Raw genomic sequence first — 18,887 nt, 5'->3', positions numbered from 1 at the left:
GTACGACGCGTCAGCCCGCGCCGAGCGCCGTGAACGCCACCGCGGTCGCCAGCCACACCGCGTCGGAACCGGCCGCCACGCGGGCGTCCCGCAGCGCCTCGTCGAGCCGGCACCCGGCCGCGAGCCCGCGGTGCAGCTCGACCATCACCCGCACGGTCGCGGCGTCGTCGACGTCGGCGATCGACGCGACCACCCCGGCCGTGCCCTGCCCGAGCAGCGCGGACGCGAAGCCGATCATGTCCTGGCCGGCCACGTCGGCCACGACCCCCGACCGGCAGGCCGGCAGCACCACGCGGTGCGGCGGGCGGTCGAGCCGGTGCACGTCGTCGACGGTGAGTGCGCCGTCGGCCAGGTGCAGGCTCGAGAACATCGGGGACTCGGCGCGGAACGACCCGTGCGCCGCCACGTGCGCCAGGGCTGCGCCGTCGAGGGCGGAGAGGGCACCCGCCACCGTGGCGCCCTCGCCGGACAGCGTCGCCGCGCCGTCGTGCATCCGGGCGACCAGCTGCACCTCGCCGCCGCCGGTGGGCAGGTCGGGCCCGACGACGAAGACGGCACGCGACGACGTCGTACCCGCCCGGCACGCGCGCACCCAGGCCGTCGCCGACGGCGTGAGCGCCACCGCCCGCTCGCGCAGCACCGGCAGCAGCCCCCACGGTGCCGCGAGGAGGTCGGTCGGCGGGGCGACGACCACGGCCCGGCCCTCCGGCAGGAGCCCGGCCACCCGCCCGAGCAGGGCCACCTCGAGCCGCCGACCGAGGGCGTCCAGGTCGACGGGACGCCCCCGCGTGGCGGTCCGCAGGCCGTAGAGCGCCTGGTCCACAGCTCCGGCCGCACGGACCCGCGGGCCGACCTCGACCCGGCGCCAGCGGCCGTCACGCACCACCACGGCCTGCAGGGTGCCGTCGACGTCGACGAGCTGGACCAGGACCCGGCCGCCGAGGTGCGCGACGAGGTCGGTGTCCGCGACCGACGTGCTGGGGCGGCCGTCGGCGGGCGTCGCCGCCCACGCGAGGCGCACGGCACGCTCGTGCCGCGACCGCTCGCGCTCCAGCTCCTGGACACGCCCCGGGTGCTCCTCCTCGGCGATCCGGTGCGAGAGGCCGCGGATGGTCGCGAGCAGGGCGTCGATCGCCGGGTCCTGCGGTGCCCGCACCGGTTCGGCCAACGACCCCGCCCGCGCGCGGTCGCTCCAACGCACCAGGGCGCGCGGGCCGCGCGGCAGCGCGTGGCGCACCGCCAGTCGCGCCAGCTCCTCGCTGTGCAGGGCGGTGAGGGCGCGCAGCTCCGGGCTGCCGAGCGTCGCCCGGTGCTCGGCCAGCGCGTCCAGCCCGCGGCCGACCGCGTCCAGCACCCGCGGCCGCCCCTGCACCTCGAGCTCGAGGGCCCGCGCGAGCCACGCGGTGCTGCGGCTCAGCGGGCTGCCGCGGTGGCGTCCGCCAGCAGCCCGGGAGAGGTACGCCGATGCGCCGGCCGGGTCGCTCCGCGCGAGCTCGCGACCGGCGATCAGGTGCGCCAGCACGGCGTCCTCGGTCCGGTCCTCGCGCAGCGAGTCGGCCAGTGCGACGGCCGCGCGCCGCGAGCCGCGGCCCAGGACGGTGCGGGCCTGCAGGGCGACCAGGTCGGCGCGGATGCGCCACCACTGCCGGTCCTGCCGCACGAACAGTCGTCGTGCCTCCTGGGCGTCGGCGAGCGCGAGGTCGGGACGCCCTGCGCCCAGCTGGGCGGCGGCGCGGGTGACCAGCAGGTCGGCGCGTGCCCGCGGACGCGGTGCGGCCCAGGGCCAGGAAGCCGTGGTGACTCCCACCGCCTCCTCGGAGAGGCCGGCTGTCAGCAGCACGCGCGCCCGGTCCAGCGCGACGTCGAGGTGGGGATCACCGAGGTCCTCGAAGGCTGCCGAGAGGCGCGCGAAGGCGGACAGCGCACCCGGGACGTCGCCGCGGAAGAAGCGGACGTGGGCGAGGTTGTGACGGGTGTGCAGCACCTCGAGGCGCTGCTCGTGGTGCGCGAACAGGGCTTCCGCACCGTGCAGGTCCTGCTCCGCCTCGGTGAAGTCGCCGCGCTGCATGAGCGCGTACGCGCGCAGGTTGAGTGCGCGCGCCTCCCAGATCTCGTCCCCGGCGCGACGGAAGGCCGGCACGGCCTCCTGCAGGTCGGCCACGGCGTCGAGGTGGCGCCCGAGGTAGGCCAGCACGTGCGCGCGGCGCAGCAGCACCTTGGGGCGCACGGGACCGCGGGCCGCGGACAGGCGTACGGCCGCGTCGAGCTCCCGCATGGCGGCCGGGGTCCGCCCGCGCAGGGAGAGGGCGACTCCCAGGGTCGCCCGGACGTCCGCCACCCGGTCGGGATCCGCTCCCTCGGCCAGGCGCCTCGCGGTCCGGAGGTGGTCGAGGGCCGTCTCGATGTCGCCCCGGTCCCGCATCACGATGCCGAGCGCCTGGTGGGCGTAGGACAGCGCGACGTGGTCGGCGCCGGTGTCGAGGATGTGGCGCGCCGTCCGGCTCGCCCGGTCGGGATCGACGGGGACGAGGGCCAGGAGGTCGTCGCCGGTCGAAATCGCCATTCGCCCCTCCCCGCGCGCGGTCGTCGTTATCGTCGATGCAGGTCACGCCCGTCGGCGCACCTGTGACGCCTCATCCAAGCCCATCCCGGGAGAGCCCATGACGAGTTCGCAGTCCGACGCACCCGACGAGGCGTCCGTGCACGGCATGGACGAGGCGAGCGAGAAGCTCCGCAAGGAGATCCTCCGCGAGCAGGTCCGCTACCTCATCGAGGCCATGGGTGGACCGGACGCGGCGGCCGTGGTGTGGACCGAGGACGGCTGGCTCGACTACCTCTACCGACCGGGCGTCCTCCTGGCCCGCGACGAGCACTGGACCGAGGTGGCGGAGCTCCTCGGGGCACAGCGGGTCGAGGGCGAGCGGATCCAGCGCCAGCGCGGGCTCACGGTCCTGCAGGTCGCCCTCGACTCGGAGACGACGGTCCCCGACGTCCTGGAGCGCGTCGACCGGGAGCTCGGGGTCGGCAAGGCCACGCCCGACCACATCCTCTTCGTGACCCCGGGCGGGGGCGGCGGTTATGCCTGTCCCGCCACCGAGCCCGAGGAGCCGGGCTCCGACCCCGCGCCCCACCCGGCCATCACCAGCGACCTGGGTGCCGGGACCGAGGTCTTCGTCTCCGTCGTGGACACCGGCTGGTGGCCGCCCGCCGCGACGGACCCGGTGTCCCCGTGGCTGGCCGGCGTGGACGGAGATCCCGAGACCATCGACACGAGCAACATCCATCCCTACGCCGGCCACGGCACGTTCATCGCCGGCATCGTCCGGACCCAGGCCCCGGCGGCCCGGATCCGCGTCGAGGGCTTCCTGCCGCTCGGCGGCGCGGTCTACGAGTCCGAGATCGTCGTGCAGCTGGGGGAGGCTCTCGCCCACGGGCCCGACATCATCTCGCTCTCGGCGGGCTGCCCGACACGCGGCGAGGTGCCGCTGCTCAGCTTCGAGGTCTTCTGGGAGCAGCGCCTGCGGCACCAGAAGGGCACAGTCCTCGTCGCGGCCGCGGGCAACGACGGCCACCGCAAGCCCTTCTGGCCGGCCGCCTTCCCGTGGTCGGTCTCCGTGGGCGCGATCGATGCCGACGGCAGCCGCGCCGACTACTCCAACTTCGGCAGCTGGGTCGACGTCTACGCCCTGGGCACCGGGGTCGTGAACGCCTACCCGACCGGCACCTTCTTCTGCCACGAGCCGCCCAACGTCGGCGAGAAGCGTGAGTTCACCGGCATCGCGCGGTGGAGCGGTACGTCGTTCTCGACGCCACTGGTGAGCGGCCTCATCGCCGCGCGGATGAGCCAGCACGGCATCAGCGCGCGCAAGGCGGCCGACCAGCTGCTCGTCGAGGCCGCCGCGGCCGGCCGGCGGGGCGTGGGGCCGATCCTCTACCCCGCCAACTGACCCGCGGCGCGACACCGGCGGCGAGCCCTTCTCCGCGGGCGGAGGCGCGTGCACACTGAAGGGCGTGGACGCAGTCCGCGAGGCCCTGGTGATCGGAGTGTGTGCTCTGATCTCGATCGCCGCTGTCCTGGCGATGGTCGTCGTGTGGCGTGACGACCACAAGTGGCTGGATCGGTGAGCGGCCATGAGGGACCCCGCGATCGTGAGAGCGGCCGCGGTCGTCGCGGCCGTCGGATTCACAGCCCTCGCCGTTTTCCAGCTGCTGCTCGCTGCGGGCGCCCCCCTCGGTGAAGCGGCGTGGGGCGGTACCACCGAAGGTCGGCTCCCGACCGACCTCCGCGTCGGCAGCGCACTGTCGATCGTCGTGTACGCCGTTGCCGCCGCACTCATCCTGCGACGGTCGGGTCTCCCGGTCCCGTGGGTCTCGCAGCCTGTCGCACGGATCGGCTCCTGGGTCCTGGTGGCGCTGCTGGTGCTCGGGGCGCTGGCGAACTTCGCGTCCCAGAGCCCGTGGGAACGCTTCCTGCTCGGCCCGGTCACGCTGGTGCTGGCAGGGTCGTGCCTCGTCGTGGCTCGTGCTGACCCCCGCTGAGGGAGAGCGTGCGGCTCAGAGGCGCACCCACGACGTCGTACCGCTGACGTCGCCGCGCACCTGGAACTGCACCGGTCCGGGGAGCGTGCCCATGAGCACGAACATGCCGTCCTCGTCGCTGTCGGCCTCCGCCATCTCGCCGGCGGCGTTGCGCATCACCACGGTGACTGCACGCGCCGGCACCACGTGGCCCCGGACCCGGTCGCCGTCCACCTCCACCTCGAGGCTGCCGGTCCTGGACGTGAACGCCAGGGCCCGCGGCTGGGCGCCCACGGAGCCGCGGACCGCGCTCGGCTCGTCCAGCGAGTCGTAGGTCAGCTCCATCAGCTCGGCGTCGACGGTGAGCCACGTGAAGGCGGCGCGGGCCGCGTCGCGGTGACGGGGGTCGACGTCGCGGCGGGCCGCCGTGGCGGCGGTGAGGTCGTCGAGGACGCCCTGGTCCTCGGGCGTCAGGTCGCTCATCGGTGGCTCCCGTCCGGGTGCGGACTGGTCAGGCGCCGAAAGGCGCGGGTGCGTCGCAGCTGCTGGAGCGCGCGGGCGCGGGTGGGTCCGATGCTCCCCACCGGGATGCCGCAGCGCCGGCTGATCTCGGCGTAGGTCAGGGGTGGGTCCTCGGTGAGCAGGAGCAGCAGCTCGCGCCGCTGGGCGGGGAGCTCGAGGAGCCCGTCCATCAGCGCGGTGTGCCGCTCGGCGGCCAGCAGCTCCTCGAGCAGGTCGGCGGCGCGCTCGGGGCGGTCGAAGGTCGCGGTCGCCTGCGGGTCCGTGGGGACCGACCGGCCGCGCTGCTGCTGCACCCGGAAGCATTCGTGCCGGGTGACGGTGGCGATCCAGCCGGGCAGCGCCTGTGCGTCGTCGATGCGGTGCAGGTGCTCGACGAGCCGCAGCCACACGGTCTGGTTGACGTCGTCGGCGTCGGCGCCGGTGACCCGGTAGCGGCGCATGAGGGACGCCACCAGGGGCAGGAAGCGTTCCACGAGCTGGTCCCAGGCCGGCTGGCTCCCCCTGAGGGCCTCGCCGACCAACGTGGCAGTGTCCGCGTCCGTCCCCCCGGCCGGCCACGGATCCTCGCTCGGGACGCACCGTTCCTTCACCATGATGACGTCCCCCATGTCGTCTAGGAGTGGGCTCCAGGCTCCCTGATACACCCGATGACCAATTGTCGTCGATCCCCACGCCGGTCGACGGGCGGTTCGCCTGCGTGGACACCGTGCGCACGCCGCCGCGTGCGGGACCGGCGTACGACGCGTCGTACGGCCGGGCGGAGCGGTGCGGAGGCCGGGCGGCGGTCGAGCGACCGTGTGGTGGTGGCGCGACGCCACGGAGCGGCGGTCGGGAGCGCACGAGCCGGCCTGAGGTAGGTGCACCGGCGGATCTGAGGTAGCCCCCCGGCCGGATGTACGGCGCCCGCCCGATGTCCCGCCCTACCTCAGCGGCGCAATCTCTTCTCGACGGTCCGAGAGCCGGACCGCACCGAAAGGAAGAGACATGTTCGCCACGGACAGCTTCATCAACGCAGAGGTCTCCTATCGCGAGGAGAAGATCCGCAAGGACTGGGGGACGTTCGGCAAGCGCGCCGCCCGTCGTACCCGCCGCGCCACGCGATGACGGCCACACAGACGAACGGTGCGCCGATGTCGGTGGGACACGCCAGAATGTGGGACGTGCCCACCGCCCGCAGTGCCGACCTCGTCGGACGCGATGCCGAGCTGGAGGACCTGGTCTCCCGGCTCGGCATTCGCGCGTCCGGGGCCGGCCCGACGCCGCACGCCGTGCTCCTCGCCGGGGACGCGGGCGTCGGCAAGACCCGACTGCTGACCGAGCTGCGCGACGTCGCGCTCGCCGAGGGCTGGCTCGTGCTCGCCGGCCACTGCCTCGACCTGGCCGACGGGTCGCTGCCCTACCTCCCCTTCTCCGAGATCCTCGGGCGCATCCTCGCGGAGCGGCCGGAGGTGGCCGCGAGCGTGACCGACCGTCACCCCACGCTCGCCCGCCTCCAGCCGGGCCGACGGCTGCGCGCCACCGACGACCGCGACGAGGACCAGTCCCTCGACCGCGGCAACACCTTCGCCGCGGTGCACGACCTGCTCGAGGCGGTGGCCGAGGACGGCCCGCTGCTCGTGGTGGTCGAGGACGCCCACTGGGCCGACCAGTCCACGCGCGACATGCTGAGCTTCCTGTTCTCCCGGCCGTTCGCCGGGCCGGTGCGGCTGGTCGTGTCCTACCGCTCCGACGACCTCCACCGCCGCCACCCGCTGCGGCCGCAGGTCGCGGAGTGGGTGCGCCTGCGCGGGGTCGAGCGGGTGCAGGTGGAGCCGCTCAGCGACGCCGACGTGCGCCTGCTCATCTACCGGATCCACAAGGACACCACGATCAGCGAGGCGAGCATCGCCGAGATCGTCGACCGCGCCGAGGGCAACGCCTTCTTCGTCGAGGAGCTGATCGGCGCGACGTGGGCCACGGGCGGCCACGTCCCCGTCGAGCTGGCCGACGTGCTGCTCGTGCGCCTCGACCGGCTCGACGACCGGACCCGCGAGGTCGTCCGGGTCGCGAGCGTGGCCGGCCGGCACGTGTCCCACGAGCTGCTGGCCGCGGTGACCGGCCTCGACGCGACTGATCTCGAGGGCGCGCTGCGCAGCGCGGTGGAGTCCAACGTCCTCACCAGGTCCGGCGGGTCGGCCTACGCCTTCCGGCACGCGCTGCTCGGCGAGGCGGTCTACGACGACCTGCTGCCCGGCGAGCGCACCCGGCTGCACACCGCGTTCAGCGAGGCGCTGCGATCCGGGGCCGCGACGGGCACTGCGGCCGAGCTCGCGCTGCACGCGCGCCGGGCCGGCGACCGACTCACCGCCGTCCGGGCCGGCATCGAGGCGGGCAACCAGGCCTTCGCCGTCGGCGGGCCGCACGAGGCGGCGATGCAGTTCCTCGACGCCCTCGACCTGCTCGAGGGCCTGCCGGAGGTCCCCGACGACGTGGACGTGCATGCGCTCGTACGCCGCTGCGCCGAGGCCTTCGTCGCCTCCGGCCGGGTCGGCAGGGCGATCAAGGTCCTGCGCGCCCACCTCGCGTCCCTGCCGGCCGACGCCCCGGCCGCCGACCGCGGCCAGGTGCTCACCTCCATCGCGGCCGCCCTGCTGCTGACCGACTCCACGGAGGACCCCGAGGCCATCGCCGCCGAGGCGGTCGAGCTGCTGGCCGACGCCCCGCCCAGGCTGCGCGCCCGGGCGCTGAGCGTGCACGCGCAGACCCTGGGCCGGTGGAACGAGGAGCGTGCCCGCTCGGTGGCCATGGAGGGCCTGGCCCTCGCCCAGAAGCACAACCTCACCGGCATCGCCGTCGAGATCGCGACCACGCTGACCAGCCTCGACGAGACCCTCGACCTCGACCGGCTCCGCGCGACGTGGCTCGAGACCGCCGACCGGGCTCGGGCCGCCGGCCACGTCGATGCCGAGCTGCGGGCGCTCTACTTCCTGGGGCGGCTGCACCACGACCTCGGCGACTTCGACGGAGCCCTGGAGGCCTACGGCCGGGTCGTCACCCGCGGCGAGGAGGAGGGCCTCGCGTGGGCCCCGTTCCCGGCGGAGGCCCGGCAGATGGTGGCGAGCGTGCTGGTCGCCCAAGGCCGGCTGCGGGAGGCCTACGACCGGCTCGACGTCTCGGGGCTCAACCCGCCGGTGGTCTACGAGTGGCTCTACTACGCCCTCCAGATGCAGGTGCAGGTGCTGCGCGGCCACACCAAGGAAGCCGCCTTCGAGATGCTGCGCGCCTACTGGCCCACCGACGGGCTCACCGCGATCAACGCCGCGACCGCCGAGCTCGCCCGTGCCGAGCAGCGGGGCGACGCCGCCCGCGGGGTCCAGGTCTACGACCTCGTCGTCGAGACGGTCCGGCCCATCTGGCACGAGTGGTTCCAGGCCCGGCTGAGGCTCTCCACGGTCGTCGTCGGCCTGCTCGCGTCCTGCGCCGCGCACCAGTCGGCGGCCGAGCGCGAGTCCGCCGCCCACGTCGTACGCCGCCTGCTCGACGACGGCGAGCGGGTCATCGACTTCTATGCCCAGTTCGAGATCAGCCACGGGCCGGAGTACCACGCCTGGGTGGCCCTCCGCGCGGCCGAGACGCTGCGCTGGCGGTGGCTGAGCCAGCTCGACCCGCCGGGGGCGCCCGAGCTCGTGGCGGCCTGGCGCGCGGCCGAGCAGGCGTTCGTCACCTTCGGGCACGTCCCCGAGCTGGCCCGCGTCCGGCTCCGCGTGGCCGAGGTGCTGCGCGCGACGGGCGACGCCGCCGGGGCGCGCGAGGTGGCCGACCTGGCTCGCGAGACCGCCCGGCAGGTGGGCCTCAAGCCTCTGCTCGACGAGCTCACCGGCCTGGGCTCGAGCCCCGCGCCCCGGCCCGCCGCCACCGCCACGCTCACCCCCCGGGAGGCCGAGATCCTGGCCCTGGTCGCCGAGGGGCGCTCCAACGGCGAGATCGGCAAGCAGCTGTTCATCGCCACCAAGACCGTGTCCGTCCACGTCTCCAACATCCTCGGCAAGCTCGACGCCGCGTCCCGCACCGAGGCCGCCGCGATCGCCCGGCGGTCCGGGCTGCTCTGAGGAGCCGGTGCCCGGCCCGGGCTGCGGGTCGTGAGGACCCGCCCGGCACACTGGCGCGGTGACAGACTTCCGCTGCTCCGTCGCCAGCCGGGACGACGAGGAGCCGATGGCCGGCACCGCGCCGACCGACACCGAGCTCCTGCTGGTCGAGCACGCCGGGTCCTGGGGCCGCCAGGCCGTCGCCGAGAGCCGGCTGCCCGAGGCCGTCCGCGACCACCTGGCCGGCCTGGCCGACGTGCGGGTGCAGCTGGTCCGCCGCCACGGCGGGGGAGCGGGCACCGGGACCCGGGTCTTCCACGCCCGCGCCACCGGCTCCGGCTTCGAGGTGCGCACCGGTGTGCTGGGCGGCCCGGAGGACCTGCTCGACCTCGACGTCGAGCGGGACCTCGCGTCGTACGACGGAGCGCTGTGGCTGGTCTGCACCAACGGCCGCCGGGACCGCTGCTGCGCCGAGATCGGCCGCCCGATCGCCGCCGCGCTCGCCGAGAAGTGGCCCGAGGCCACCTGGGAGACGACGCACCTGGGCGGGCACCGCTTCTCCGGCACCCTGCTCGCCCTCCCGTCCGGCCACACCCTGGGCCGCCTCGACGCCACCAGCTCCGTCGAGGCGTGCGCCGCCCTCGAGCGCGGCGAGGTCCCCCTGGAGCACTCGCGCGGCCGGGCCGGGCTGACGGAGTCCGGGCAGGTCCGCGAGCTGCACGTGCTCGCCGGCGGTGACCCCGACGTCGAGCTGGTCGAGGTGCCCGTGGCGCCGCGGCGTGCCAGCTGCGGTGACCTCGTCGAGAAGCCGCGCACGCGCTGGGAGCCCCGCCCGGGCTGAGCGGCCTACGATCGGCCCATGACCGCCGTCCGGCACCTGCCTCCGGAGCTGCCGCACGACGCCGCCACGGCGGCGCTCACCGAGAAGCGGCTGCGGCGGATGCGGCCCTTCGGCAGCCGCGGGCCCCGGATCGACCACGAGGTGCTTCCGCCGGGGCCGCGCTGGCCGGCCGTCCTCCAGAGCGTCGCGCTGCTGCGCTTCCGCCACCAGTTCGTGCCGTGGGCGCACCGCACCTACGGCGACGTCTTCACCGTGCGGATGGTGCCGGACCGACCGCTGGTGCTCTTCACCCGGCCGGAGCACGCCCGCGAGATCTTCGCCGCCGACCCGGCGACCTTCCACGCCGGCAAGGCCAACGCCATCCTCGGCCCGATGATGGGCGAGCACTCCCTGCTGCTGCAGGACGGGCCGGCGCACCAGCGTGCCCGCAAGCTGCTGATGCCGGCCTTCAACGGCCACGCCCTGCGCGAGTACGGCGCGCTGGTCACCGAGGTCGCCCGCGCCGAGGTGGCCACCTGGCACGACGGCGAGGAGCTGCGGGCGCTGGACCGGATGAACCGGCTCACCCTGGAGGTGATCCTGCGCGTCGTGTTCGGCGTGACCGACGAGCGCCGGCTCGCGCTGCTGCGCCCGCGGGTCAACCGGGTCGTCGACATCAGCCCGGCTGTCCTCTTCGGCTGGTCGATGCCCCGGTTGCGTCGGGTCGGTCCGTGGGCGGCGGCCCAGCGCAACGCCTACGAGCTCGACCAGCTCATCCACGCCGAGATCCGCGAGCGGCGGGCCGCGCCCGACCTGGGGAGCCGCACCGACGTGCTGTCGCGGCTGATCCGGGTGGGCGGGGACGACGGTGCCGGTGAGCGGGACACCCTCACCGACGAGGAGCTGCGCGACCAGCTCGTCACGCTGCTGCTCGCCGGCCACGAGACGACGGCGACCGCGCTCGCCTGGGCCCTCCACGAGCTCGGCCGGGACCCGGCGCTGCTGGCGCGGACCACGGCCGCCGCCGACGCCGGTGACGACGAGTGGCTGGAGGCCGTCCTCAAGGAGTCGATGCGCCTCCACCCGGTCATCCCGATGGTCGTCCGCACCCTCACCGCTCCCGCCCGCATCGGCGGCATCGACCTGCCGGCCGGCGTGACCGTGGGGCCGTCGATCCTGCTCGCGCACGCCCGGCCCGACAACTTCGACGACCCGGGCGCGTTCCGGCCCGAGCGCTTCGTCGACGCCACCCCCGCGCCCAACACGTGGATCCCCTTCGGCGGCGGTGTCCGCCGGTGCATCGGCGCCGGGTTCTCGCTGATGGAGGGGGTGGTGGTCCTGCGGGAGGTGCTCTCGGCGTGCTCGGTGCAGTCCTTGGCCGAGGACCGTCCCAAGGTCCGCAACATCACCAGCGTCCCGCGCGGCGGGGCGCGGATCCGGGTCACGGCTCGCTGACCGCGACAACTCCCGTGCGTGCGGCACCGGCCTCGTGGGACGATCGCCCCTCGTGAGCACCGGCCCCACCCTGCGAGACCGCCTCCGCCGCCTGCGGATGGACGTGACGCCCCTGCGCGAGTCGCGCGACTTCCGGCTGCTGTTCTCCGCCGGCACGGTCTTCTACCTCGGCGCCATGGTCGCCTACGTCGCCATCCCGTTCCAGGTCTACGACCTGACCGGCAGCAACTTCATGGTCGGCGCGATCGGCCTCGTCGAGCTGGTGCCGCTGGTCGTCTTCGGGCTGTACGGCGGGGCGCTCGCCGACCACGTCGACCGGCGGAGGCTGCTGATCGGCAGCGGCCTGGCCCAGCTCGTGCTGATGGCGGTCCTGGGCGCCAACTCGTTCCGCGACGAGCCCAGCATCCCGCTGGTCTTCGTGGTGGCCGCGCTGCTGGCCGCCACCTCCGCGCTGCAGCGCCCGTCCCGCGAGGCGCTCGAGCCCCGCACGGTCCGCCACGACCAGATCACCGCCGCCAACGCGCTGTCGAGCTTCGGGATGCAGGTCGGGGTGCTGGTCGGGCCGGCCATCGGTGGCGTGCTGATCGCGTGGGTGGGCATCGGCTGGTGCTTCGTGGTCAACGTGGGCGCCCTGGCGGTCGCGTGCGCCCTGTACGCCGCGATGCGCCCCTACCCGCACCGGGGCGAGACGACGCCGCCGAGCCTGCGTGGGATCGTCGAGGGGTGGCGCTACGCGGTCGGCCGCCGCGACCTGCTCGGCACCTACGTCGTCGACATCGCCGCGATGCTGCTGGCGATGCCGATCGTGCTGTTCCCGGCGCTGGCGTCCGAGGTGTTCGCGCGCCCCGAGCTGCTGGGCCTGCTCTACTCCGCCGAGACCGTCGGCGCGCTGGTCGCCACCGCGCTCTCGGGGTGGACCTCGCACGTCCACCACCACGGGCGGGCCATCGTCATCGCCGCCACGGCGTACGGCGCGTGCATCGCGCTTGCCGGCCTCGCGCCGTCGTTCGCCGTGGCACTGCTGTGCTTCGCGATGGCCGGGGCGGCCGACATGATCTCGGCGGTGTTCCGCAGCACCGTGTGGAACCAGACCATCCCCGAGCACATGCGCGGCCGGCTGGCCGGCATCGAGATGCTCTCCTACTCGGTGGGCCCGCTCGGTGGCCAGGTCCGCGCCGGCTTCGTGGCCGACGCCTGGTCGGTACGCGGGTCGATCGTGTCAGGCGGCCTGGCGTGCGTCGGTGGCGTGCTGCTGACCGCCGCCGTGCTGCGGGACTTCTGGTCCTACGACAACCGCACCGACGAGCACGCCGTCGCCGAGCGGGAGCGCCGGGGCGCCGCCACCTGAGTCGCGGCGCTCCGGGACCTGACGGCGGGCCGGGTTGGTGGCCCTTGGCCGTGTCACCCACAATGGCGGGCAGTCGTGGACCGACCCCCGCCCGCGACCGTCGTACGAGCGAGAGGAGCACCGTGTCCCAGAGCGAAGACCGTCCGGTCCTCACCGGGCTGGTGGCCCTGGTCGCCGTGGCCGCCGTGGTCGGCCTGCTGTTCGGCCTCGCCGCCCTGCTCGGCACCAAGGTGCTCGGCCTCGACGACAGCGTGGACGCCTCGGCCGACGCGACGGCGGGCAGCGAGACCTCGATGTACCTCCCCGAGCCGGAGCCCACGGAGACCACGGCAGGGACGCCGACCCCCGAGGCGGCGCCGAGCGAGACCCCGTCGGACGCCGAGTCGAAGCCCGCGGAGGCGATCTCCCTGTCGGTGGGCCAGCAGAGCGTGAGCCCGATGCAGCAGATCGACCTGACCGGCACCTACCCGCAGGGCGAGGGCGCGATCCTCCAGGTCCAGCGCTTCGAGGGGGGCGCGTGGTCGGACTTCCCGGTGACCGTGTCCGTCAGCAACCAGACCTTCGCGACCTACGTCCAGACCAGCCAGGCCGGCGTCAACAAGTTCCGGGTGATCGACACCGACTCCGACCGCACCTCCAACGAGGTCCAGGTCACCGTCGGTTGAGCCGGGCCTGCCGGTCCACGCGGCGCGTCCAGTAGCCGACCCACAGGGTGCCGGCGGCCGCCAGCCCGCCCATCGCCACGCAGACGGTGGCCAGCGGTGCCACCACGGCCAGCGCGCTGACGAGGACCGGCGCCCCCGAGACGCCGATGTCGCCGCAGAGCCGCCAGCCCCCGAGGAACTGCGCCCGCCCCTCCTCGGGCGCGGCGTCGGCGCCCAGGGTCATCACGATCCCCGAGCCGAGGCCGTTGCCCGCGGCGACCAGCACCATCACGGCCGTCACCGTCGCGACCGTGGTGGCCAGCGGGAGCAGCAGGCAGGCGACGGCGGTCGAGGCGACGACCGGTACGGCGACCACCGCCCGTCCGCGCGCGTCCATCAGCCACCCGCCGGGCAGGAAGAAGGCGATGTCGACGGCGGCGGCGACCGCGAAGATCAGCGACGTGGTGCTCGCCGACAGCCCGACGTGGTCGGCCCACAGCGGCAGCAGCACGACGCGCAGGGACCGGCTCGCGCCGATGATGACGACGGCGGTGCCGAGCGTCAGCAGGACCCGGCGGTGGGCCCGCAGCACCGAGAGGACTGACAGGTGGGCGGCCGTCCGGCCGCGGGCCTCCGAGCCGAGGTCGGGCATGGTCAGCGCGAGCAGCGCGGAGACCAGCGACATGAACGCCGCCAGCCAGAAGACCCAGGTGATGCTGCCCACCCGGATCAGCCCGGCCCCCAGCAGCGGTCCGACGAGGACGCCCACGCGCATGCTGCCGCCGAGCATCGACATCGCGCGCGCCCGGTAGGAGTAGGGCACCACGTCGATCATGAACCCCTGGCGCGCCATCAGGAACGCCGTCCAGGTCATCCCGCTGAGCGTGACCGCGATCCCCAGCGCCAGCACCGACTCGGTCAGCGCGGCCGCGGCCATCGCGACCGCGTCGAGGCAGCCGACGATGGCCAGCGTCCGACGCTCGCCGATGCGGGCGACCAGCGCCCCGGAGGGCAGCGACGCGACGAGGCTGCCGACGCCCATGAGGGCGACGACGACGGCGGCCGTGCTGACGTCTGCCCCGAGGTCACGGGCCCGCAGCGCCAGGATCGGCATCACCGCGCCGTGGCCGATGGAGTTGACGACCGAGGGCCCGTACGCCGCCAGCGCGATGTCGCGAAAGCGGAAGTCCCCCGAGCCCGTCACTCACCCATCTTCGCAGCGACCAGCTCGCGCTCCGGCTGCGGACGCGCGGCGGCACGGCCCAGGACGTTCTCGGCGGGACGCTCCGTGCGACGCTCCACGCGACGGGGACGGGGACGCGTGCTGCGCTGGCCGAGCAGCACCCCGCCGAGGACCAGCGCCATGCCGAACGCCTGGACCCACCCGAAGGCCTCGGCCGCGAAGGCCACGCCCAGCGCCGTACCGACGACCGGGTTGACGAGGCCGATGAGGGACACCGCACCGGCGGGCATGGCGCGCAGGCCGGTGAACCAGCAGACGTAGGCGAGACCGGTGCCGACCACGGCGATCCACGCGTAGCCCAGCACCGCCGGGACGTCGATGGCCGGAGGAGGGCCCTCGACGAGGACGGCGACGGGCAGCAGCGCCAGCCCGCCGGCGACCAGCTGCCAGGACACCAGCGTCAGCATGTCCACGGGTGACGTCCAGCGCTTGGCGAGGACGTAGCCGAGCGCGCTGACCAGCACCGAGCCGACCGCGCCGGCCAGGCCGAGGGCGGTGACGCCGTCGGGGTTGCGCAGCACCAGCAGGGTGACCCCGACGAGCCCGACGAGGGCCGCGCCGACGCGGACCCGGGCGGGGCGCTCGCCGATCATCGGCCAGGCCAAGGCCATCACGGCGAGCGGCGAGGCGGCCTGGATGGTGGCGGCGAGGCCGCCGGGGAGGTGGTAGGCGGCCAGGAAGATCAGCGGGAAGAACGCGCCGATGTTGAGGACCCCCAGCACCGCGGCCTTCCACCACCAGTCGCCGCGGGGGAGCCGCCGGCGCCACGCGAGCATCACCAGCCCGATCGGCAATGCCCGGACGAGGGCGGCGAAGAGCGGGCGGTCGGGCGGCAGGAACTGCTCGGTGACGATGTAGGTCGTGCCCCAGGCGGCCGGGGCGACCGCGGTCAGCAGGACGATGCCGAACCGGTGCGCCAAGATCTTTTCCATGGAAGAGAGAATATCTTCTGGGGAAGGTATTATTCCCCGCGTGACGGATGACCTCGATCACGTCGGTCGGATCCAGGCCCAGTGGACGCGCGAACGACCCGACCTCGACACCTCGGCAATGGCCGTCGTCGGCCGCCTCCACCGCCTCGCGGCGGTGCTGCACGACGAGCTGCGGCCGGTCTTCGCCGCCGCCGGCCTCTCCGACGGCGACTTCGACGTCCTGGCCGCCCTGCGGCGCTCGAGCGAGCCGTTCGAGCTCACGCCCGGGGCGCTCGCGGAGAGCACCATGATCACCTCGGGGACGGTCACCAAGCGGGTCGACCGCCTCGTCGCCGCCGGCTGGGTGACCCGCTCGGTGGACAGCCACGACGGCCGCGTACGCCGGATCGCGCTCACCCCGGCGGGCCGTGAGCTCGTCGACCGGGTCGTGGCGGAGCACTTCGCCAACGAGGACCGCCTGCTGGCGACCTTCTCCGCCGCCGAGCGCCAGCAGCTCACGCAGCTCCTCGCGCAGTGGGCGCGGGCGCTCGGCGCCTGACCATCCCTGCGCGCGTCGCGGGTCGGTGCTCCCTGCGCGCGACCGCGGGAGCGGTGAGTCCCTGCGCGCGACCGCGGGAGCGGTGAGTCAGCCACACTCTCGGGTGTCACGACGGTGGCTGGTGCACCGCCCGTACGGCGTGTCCCTCGCGACCCGCGCCCGAGCGGTGCCACAGCCACGATCCCGGGTGTCGGAACTGTGGCTGGTGCACCGCCCGGGGCGTCGACCCGGGTCGGGGACCGGGCGACAGGTAGGTCGCTGAGCGGCAGGCGCGTCAGCCGGGGATGTAGTCGAACGTGTCGGGGTTGGGCCCCATCCGGCCGGCCTCGCCGCGGTCGAGGCCGTCGAGGGCGGCGACCTGCTCGGCGGAGAGCTCGAAGTCGAAGATCTCGAAGTTCTCGCGCATGCGCTCGGCCTTCATCGACTTGGGGAAGACGATGTCGCCGCGCTGGACGTGCCAGCGCAGGGTGACCTGGGCCGGCGTACGGCCGACCGCCGTGGCGATCTCGCCGACGGTGTCGTCGTCGTTGACCTTGCCCTGGGCGATCGGGGACCACGCCTCGGTGAGCACGCCGTGGCGGCGGTCGGCCGCGCGCACGTCCTCGTTGGCGAAGAACGGGTGCACCTCGACCTGGTTGACCACCGGCACGACGCCGGTCTCCTCGACGATGCGGTCGAGGTGGGCGGGCTGGAAGTTGGAGACGCCGATCGAGCGGGTCTTGCCGGCCTTCTGCGCCTCGATCAGGGCCTTCCAGGTGGACACGAAGTCACCGTCGTACTGCGTGGGCAGCGGCCAGTGGATGAGGAACAGGTCGGTCTGCTCGAGGCCGAGGCGCTCGAGGGACTCGTCGATGGCGCGCCGCGCGTCGTCGGGGCGGTGGAAGCCGTTGTTGAGCTTGGTCGTGACGTAGAGGTCGTCACGGGCGATGCCGGAGTCCTTGATCGCGGCGCCGACCCCCGCCTCGTTCTCGTACATCTGGGCGGTGTCGATGTGGCGGTAGCCGACCTCGAGGGCCTGGGCCACCGTGGCCGCGGTCTCCTCCGGCGGGACCTGGAAGACGCCGAAGCCGAGCTGGGGGATGGACGTGCCGTCATGGAGCTTGATGTTCGGAACAGTCATACGAGGTCCTACACGCGTGGGCGGCCCGATATTCCGGAGACCACCCCGGCAGGCGGGCACTAGGGTCGCGGCGTGCCGCACCTCGACGTCCCTGCCCACGTCTCGCCGCCGCGGGTCCGTGCGCTCCAGGAGATCGCCGACCGCAACGACCGCGACCACGGGGCCGGGTTCCTCGGCCTCGTGCTCAGCGGCTCGGCCGGGCGCGGGATGGCCACCGAGCGCAGCGACCTCGACGTGTTCGTGGTGCTCACCGACGAGGCCGCGGCAGGGCGGCGTACGACGAAGTCGCCCGACGTCGACGAGATCCCGTGGCCCCTCGCCGAGCTCGAGGAGCTGCCGGCGTTCGGCACCGACGGCTGGTGGTACCGCTGGTCGTGCGCGTGGGCGCCGGTCCTGCTCGACCGCACGGACGGTGCGGTCGCCGAGGCCGTACGACGCCAGGCGACGCTGTCGCCGCGGGAGCAGCACGACGTCCTGGTCGCCCACGACCGGCTCGACGGCTACGTCAACTACGCCTTCCGCGCGCTCAAGAGCGACCGGGACGGCCGGCCGCTCGAGCGCCGGCTCGACGCCGCGGAGTCGGTGCCGTGGCTGCTGGACACGGTCTTCGCGCTGGAGGGACGGGTGCGGCCCTACATGAAGTACCTCCCGTGGGAGCTGCGCACGCACCCGCTGCCGGGCTGGCCGGTGGAGGAGACCCTCGACCTGCTCGAGCGCGCGCTCGACGGCGACCCGTCCGCGGTCCGGGCCACCTTCGTACGCGTCGAGCGGGCGGTCGCCGGGCACCCCGCGGCCGAGGAGCTGACCGCGATCCTCGTCGGCTGGGGCGACCAGCTCGACCTGCTGCGCGGTGCGTGAGGATGTGCCCATGACGACGGTGGACGACCTCCGCGAGGCCTACGACGACCAGCTGCGGCTCGAGGCGGAGGTGGGTCGGGCCGACGACGTGGTCGAGCTCGGACCGCTGCTGCTGGCGACCTTCGAGCACGGCGGGTTCGTGACGTACCGCTCGCTGGAGGGCCACGACGTGGACACGCTCATCTCGGGCGCGATCGTGCACTTCCGCGACCGCACCGACGTCGCCACCTTCGAGTGGAAGACCCGCGGCCACGACTGGCCCGAGGACCTCGGGGAGCGGCTGACGGCGCACGGGCTGGTGGCCGAGCCCGCCGAGACGGTGATGATCGGGGAGGCCGCGGCGCTCGCCGTACCAGTCGACTTGCCGGGCGTGACGGTGCGCCGGGTCGGCGAGACCGGGGACGTGCGCGGCGACGTCGAGGCGATGCTCGCCATGCAGGAGTCGGTCTTCGGGCGCGGCCGCGGACCCTCGGTCGAGTCGGCGCTGGCCTCGCTGGAGTCCGGCGAGGCCGAGATGTGGCTGGCCGAGGTCGACGGCACGGTCGTGTGCGCCGGGCGGCTGCAGGTGGTGCCGGGCACCGAGTTCGCCGGCATCTGGGGCGGTGCGACGCTGCCCGAGCACCGCGGTCGCGGGATCTACCGCGCGCTCGTCTCGGCGCGGGCGCGCTCGGCGGTCGACCGCGGCGTCCGCTACCTGCACTCGGACTCCACCGACATGTCCCGCCCGATCCTGCAGCGCTCGGGACTGCTGCCGGTGACCACCACGACGCCGTACGTCTGGACCCGCTGAGCCGCTCCGGACCGTCCCACTCGGGTTAGTTT

Annotated in this window: 16 protein-coding genes; 10 read left to right on the top strand and 6 right to left on the bottom strand. The window is 74.3% G+C overall.

Annotated elements, in window-relative coordinates; all coding sequences use genetic code 11:
- Positions 1 to 10: 10 nt before the first annotated feature.
- Complete coding sequence (locus tag DAI17_RS13790; RefSeq protein WP_107773759.1) at positions 11 to 2,563, bottom strand: CHAT domain-containing protein; 2,553 nt, start codon at positions 2,561 to 2,563, stop codon at positions 11 to 13.
- Between the two features lie 97 nt (positions 2,564 to 2,660).
- On the opposite strand from DAI17_RS13790, the gene DAI17_RS13785 reads away from it, so the two are divergent.
- Positions 2,661 to 3,947, top strand: a complete 1,287-nt coding sequence (locus DAI17_RS13785; protein WP_107773758.1) for a S8 family peptidase — start codon at positions 2,661 to 2,663, stop codon at positions 3,945 to 3,947.
- Between the two features lie 184 nt (positions 3,948 to 4,131).
- Positions 4,132 to 4,539: a hypothetical protein gene (locus tag DAI17_RS13780; RefSeq protein WP_107773757.1), complete on the top strand. Its 408-nt coding sequence runs from the start codon at positions 4,132 to 4,134 to the stop codon at positions 4,537 to 4,539.
- Positions 4,540 to 4,554: 15 nt separating this feature from the next.
- On the opposite strand, the gene DAI17_RS13775 is transcribed toward DAI17_RS13780, so the two are convergent.
- Both DAI17_RS13775 and DAI17_RS13770 read right to left on the bottom strand, forming a co-directional pair.
- A complete protein-coding gene (locus DAI17_RS13775; protein ID WP_107773756.1) occupies positions 4,555 to 5,001 on the bottom strand; it encodes a hypothetical protein in 447 nt (148 codons plus the stop codon).
- On the bottom strand, positions 4,998 to 5,561 hold the full coding sequence (locus tag DAI17_RS13770; protein ID WP_234412499.1) for an RNA polymerase sigma factor: 564 nt from the start codon (positions 5,559 to 5,561) through the stop codon (positions 4,998 to 5,000). The genes DAI17_RS13775 and DAI17_RS13770 overlap by 4 nt, the downstream gene beginning before the upstream one ends.
- Before the next feature lie 639 nt (positions 5,562 to 6,200).
- On the opposite strand from DAI17_RS13770, the gene DAI17_RS13765 reads away from it, so the two are divergent.
- From DAI17_RS13765 to DAI17_RS13745, 5 genes are all read left to right on the top strand, one after another.
- On the top strand, positions 6,201 to 9,128 hold the full coding sequence (locus DAI17_RS13765; protein ID WP_159081541.1) for a helix-turn-helix transcriptional regulator: 2,928 nt from the start codon (positions 6,201 to 6,203) through the stop codon (positions 9,126 to 9,128).
- A gap of 58 nt (positions 9,129 to 9,186) precedes the next feature.
- Positions 9,187 to 9,948 (top strand): sucrase ferredoxin, encoded by a 762-nt coding sequence (locus DAI17_RS13760; protein ID WP_107773754.1) that lies wholly within the window; start codon positions 9,187 to 9,189, stop codon positions 9,946 to 9,948.
- Positions 9,949 to 9,966: 18 nt separating this feature from the next.
- Positions 9,967 to 11,382: a cytochrome P450 gene (locus DAI17_RS13755; protein WP_199905118.1), complete on the top strand. Its 1,416-nt coding sequence runs from the start codon at positions 9,967 to 9,969 to the stop codon at positions 11,380 to 11,382.
- A 52-nt stretch (positions 11,383 to 11,434) separates the two neighbouring features.
- Positions 11,435 to 12,730 (top strand): MFS transporter, encoded by a 1,296-nt coding sequence (locus DAI17_RS13750; RefSeq protein WP_234412498.1) that lies wholly within the window; start codon positions 11,435 to 11,437, stop codon positions 12,728 to 12,730.
- A gap of 122 nt (positions 12,731 to 12,852) precedes the next feature.
- The gene (locus tag DAI17_RS13745; RefSeq protein WP_107773753.1) at positions 12,853 to 13,395 is read left to right on the top strand and encodes a hypothetical protein; all 543 of its coding nucleotides are present in this window, start codon (positions 12,853 to 12,855) and stop codon (positions 13,393 to 13,395) included.
- Here the strand turns inward: DAI17_RS13745 and DAI17_RS13740 are convergent.
- Both DAI17_RS13740 and DAI17_RS13735 read right to left on the bottom strand, forming a co-directional pair.
- Positions 13,382 to 14,578, bottom strand: coding sequence for an MFS transporter (locus tag DAI17_RS13740; protein WP_234412497.1), 1,197 nt, complete (start codon positions 14,576 to 14,578; stop codon positions 13,382 to 13,384). The two genes, DAI17_RS13745 and DAI17_RS13740, sit on opposite strands and share 14 nt — an antisense overlap.
- A complete protein-coding gene (locus DAI17_RS13735) occupies positions 14,575 to 15,549 on the bottom strand; it encodes an EamA family transporter (protein ID WP_107773752.1) in 975 nt (324 codons plus the stop codon). The genes DAI17_RS13740 and DAI17_RS13735 overlap by 4 nt, the downstream gene beginning before the upstream one ends.
- A gap of 40 nt (positions 15,550 to 15,589) precedes the next feature.
- Here DAI17_RS13735 and DAI17_RS13730 point away from each other — a divergent pair, with 40 nt between their 5' ends.
- Positions 15,590 to 16,087, top strand: a complete 498-nt coding sequence (locus tag DAI17_RS13730; RefSeq protein ID WP_234412496.1) for a MarR family winged helix-turn-helix transcriptional regulator — start codon at positions 15,590 to 15,592, stop codon at positions 16,085 to 16,087.
- 274 nt (positions 16,088 to 16,361) lie between these two features.
- Here DAI17_RS13730 and DAI17_RS13725 read toward each other — a convergent pair whose 3' ends face one another.
- Positions 16,362 to 17,207 carry an aldo/keto reductase gene (locus tag DAI17_RS13725; protein ID WP_107773750.1) on the bottom strand — a complete coding sequence of 282 codons (846 nt, stop codon included), beginning with the start codon at positions 17,205 to 17,207 and terminating at the stop codon, positions 16,362 to 16,364.
- A 72-nt stretch (positions 17,208 to 17,279) separates the two neighbouring features.
- On the opposite strand from DAI17_RS13725, the gene DAI17_RS13720 reads away from it, so the two are divergent.
- Entirely contained in the window at positions 17,280 to 18,065 is a 786-nt protein-coding gene (locus DAI17_RS13720; protein ID WP_107773749.1) for a nucleotidyltransferase domain-containing protein, read from the top strand.
- Positions 18,066 to 18,075: 10 nt separating this feature from the next.
- On the top strand, positions 18,076 to 18,855 hold the full coding sequence (locus DAI17_RS13715) for a GNAT family N-acetyltransferase (RefSeq protein ID WP_107773748.1): 780 nt from the start codon (positions 18,076 to 18,078) through the stop codon (positions 18,853 to 18,855).
- Positions 18,856 to 18,887: the final 32 nt, after the last annotated feature.

Source organism: Nocardioides sediminis (assembly GCF_003047295.1).
Classification (GTDB): domain Bacteria; phylum Actinomycetota; class Actinomycetes; order Propionibacteriales; family Nocardioidaceae; genus Nocardioides; species Nocardioides sediminis.
The sequence above is the reverse complement of the archived record's forward strand: the minus strand, read 5'-3'. Positions and strand labels throughout refer to the sequence as shown.

Excerpts from the sequence above, each read along its gene's own strand:
- DAI17_RS13735 (WP_107773752.1), bottom strand. The coding sequence starts at position 15,549 with ATGGAAAAGATCTTGGCGCACCGGTTCGGCATCGTCCTGCTGACCGCG.
- DAI17_RS13725 (WP_107773750.1), bottom strand. The coding sequence starts at position 17,207 with ATGACTGTTCCGAACATCAAGCTCCATGACGGCACGTCCATCCCCCAG.
- DAI17_RS13780 (WP_107773757.1), top strand. The coding sequence starts at position 4,132 with ATGAGGGACCCCGCGATCGTGAGAGCGGCCGCGGTCGTCGCGGCCGTC.
- DAI17_RS13755 (WP_199905118.1), top strand. The coding sequence starts at position 9,967 with ATGACCGCCGTCCGGCACCTGCCTCCGGAGCTGCCGCACGACGCCGCC.
- DAI17_RS13790 (WP_107773759.1), bottom strand. The coding sequence starts at position 2,563 with ATGGCGATTTCGACCGGCGACGACCTCCTGGCCCTCGTCCCCGTCGAT.
- DAI17_RS13785 (WP_107773758.1), top strand. The coding sequence starts at position 2,661 with ATGACGAGTTCGCAGTCCGACGCACCCGACGAGGCGTCCGTGCACGGC.
- DAI17_RS13715 (WP_107773748.1), top strand. The coding sequence starts at position 18,076 with ATGACGACGGTGGACGACCTCCGCGAGGCCTACGACGACCAGCTGCGG.
- DAI17_RS13775 (WP_107773756.1), bottom strand. The coding sequence starts at position 5,001 with ATGAGCGACCTGACGCCCGAGGACCAGGGCGTCCTCGACGACCTCACC.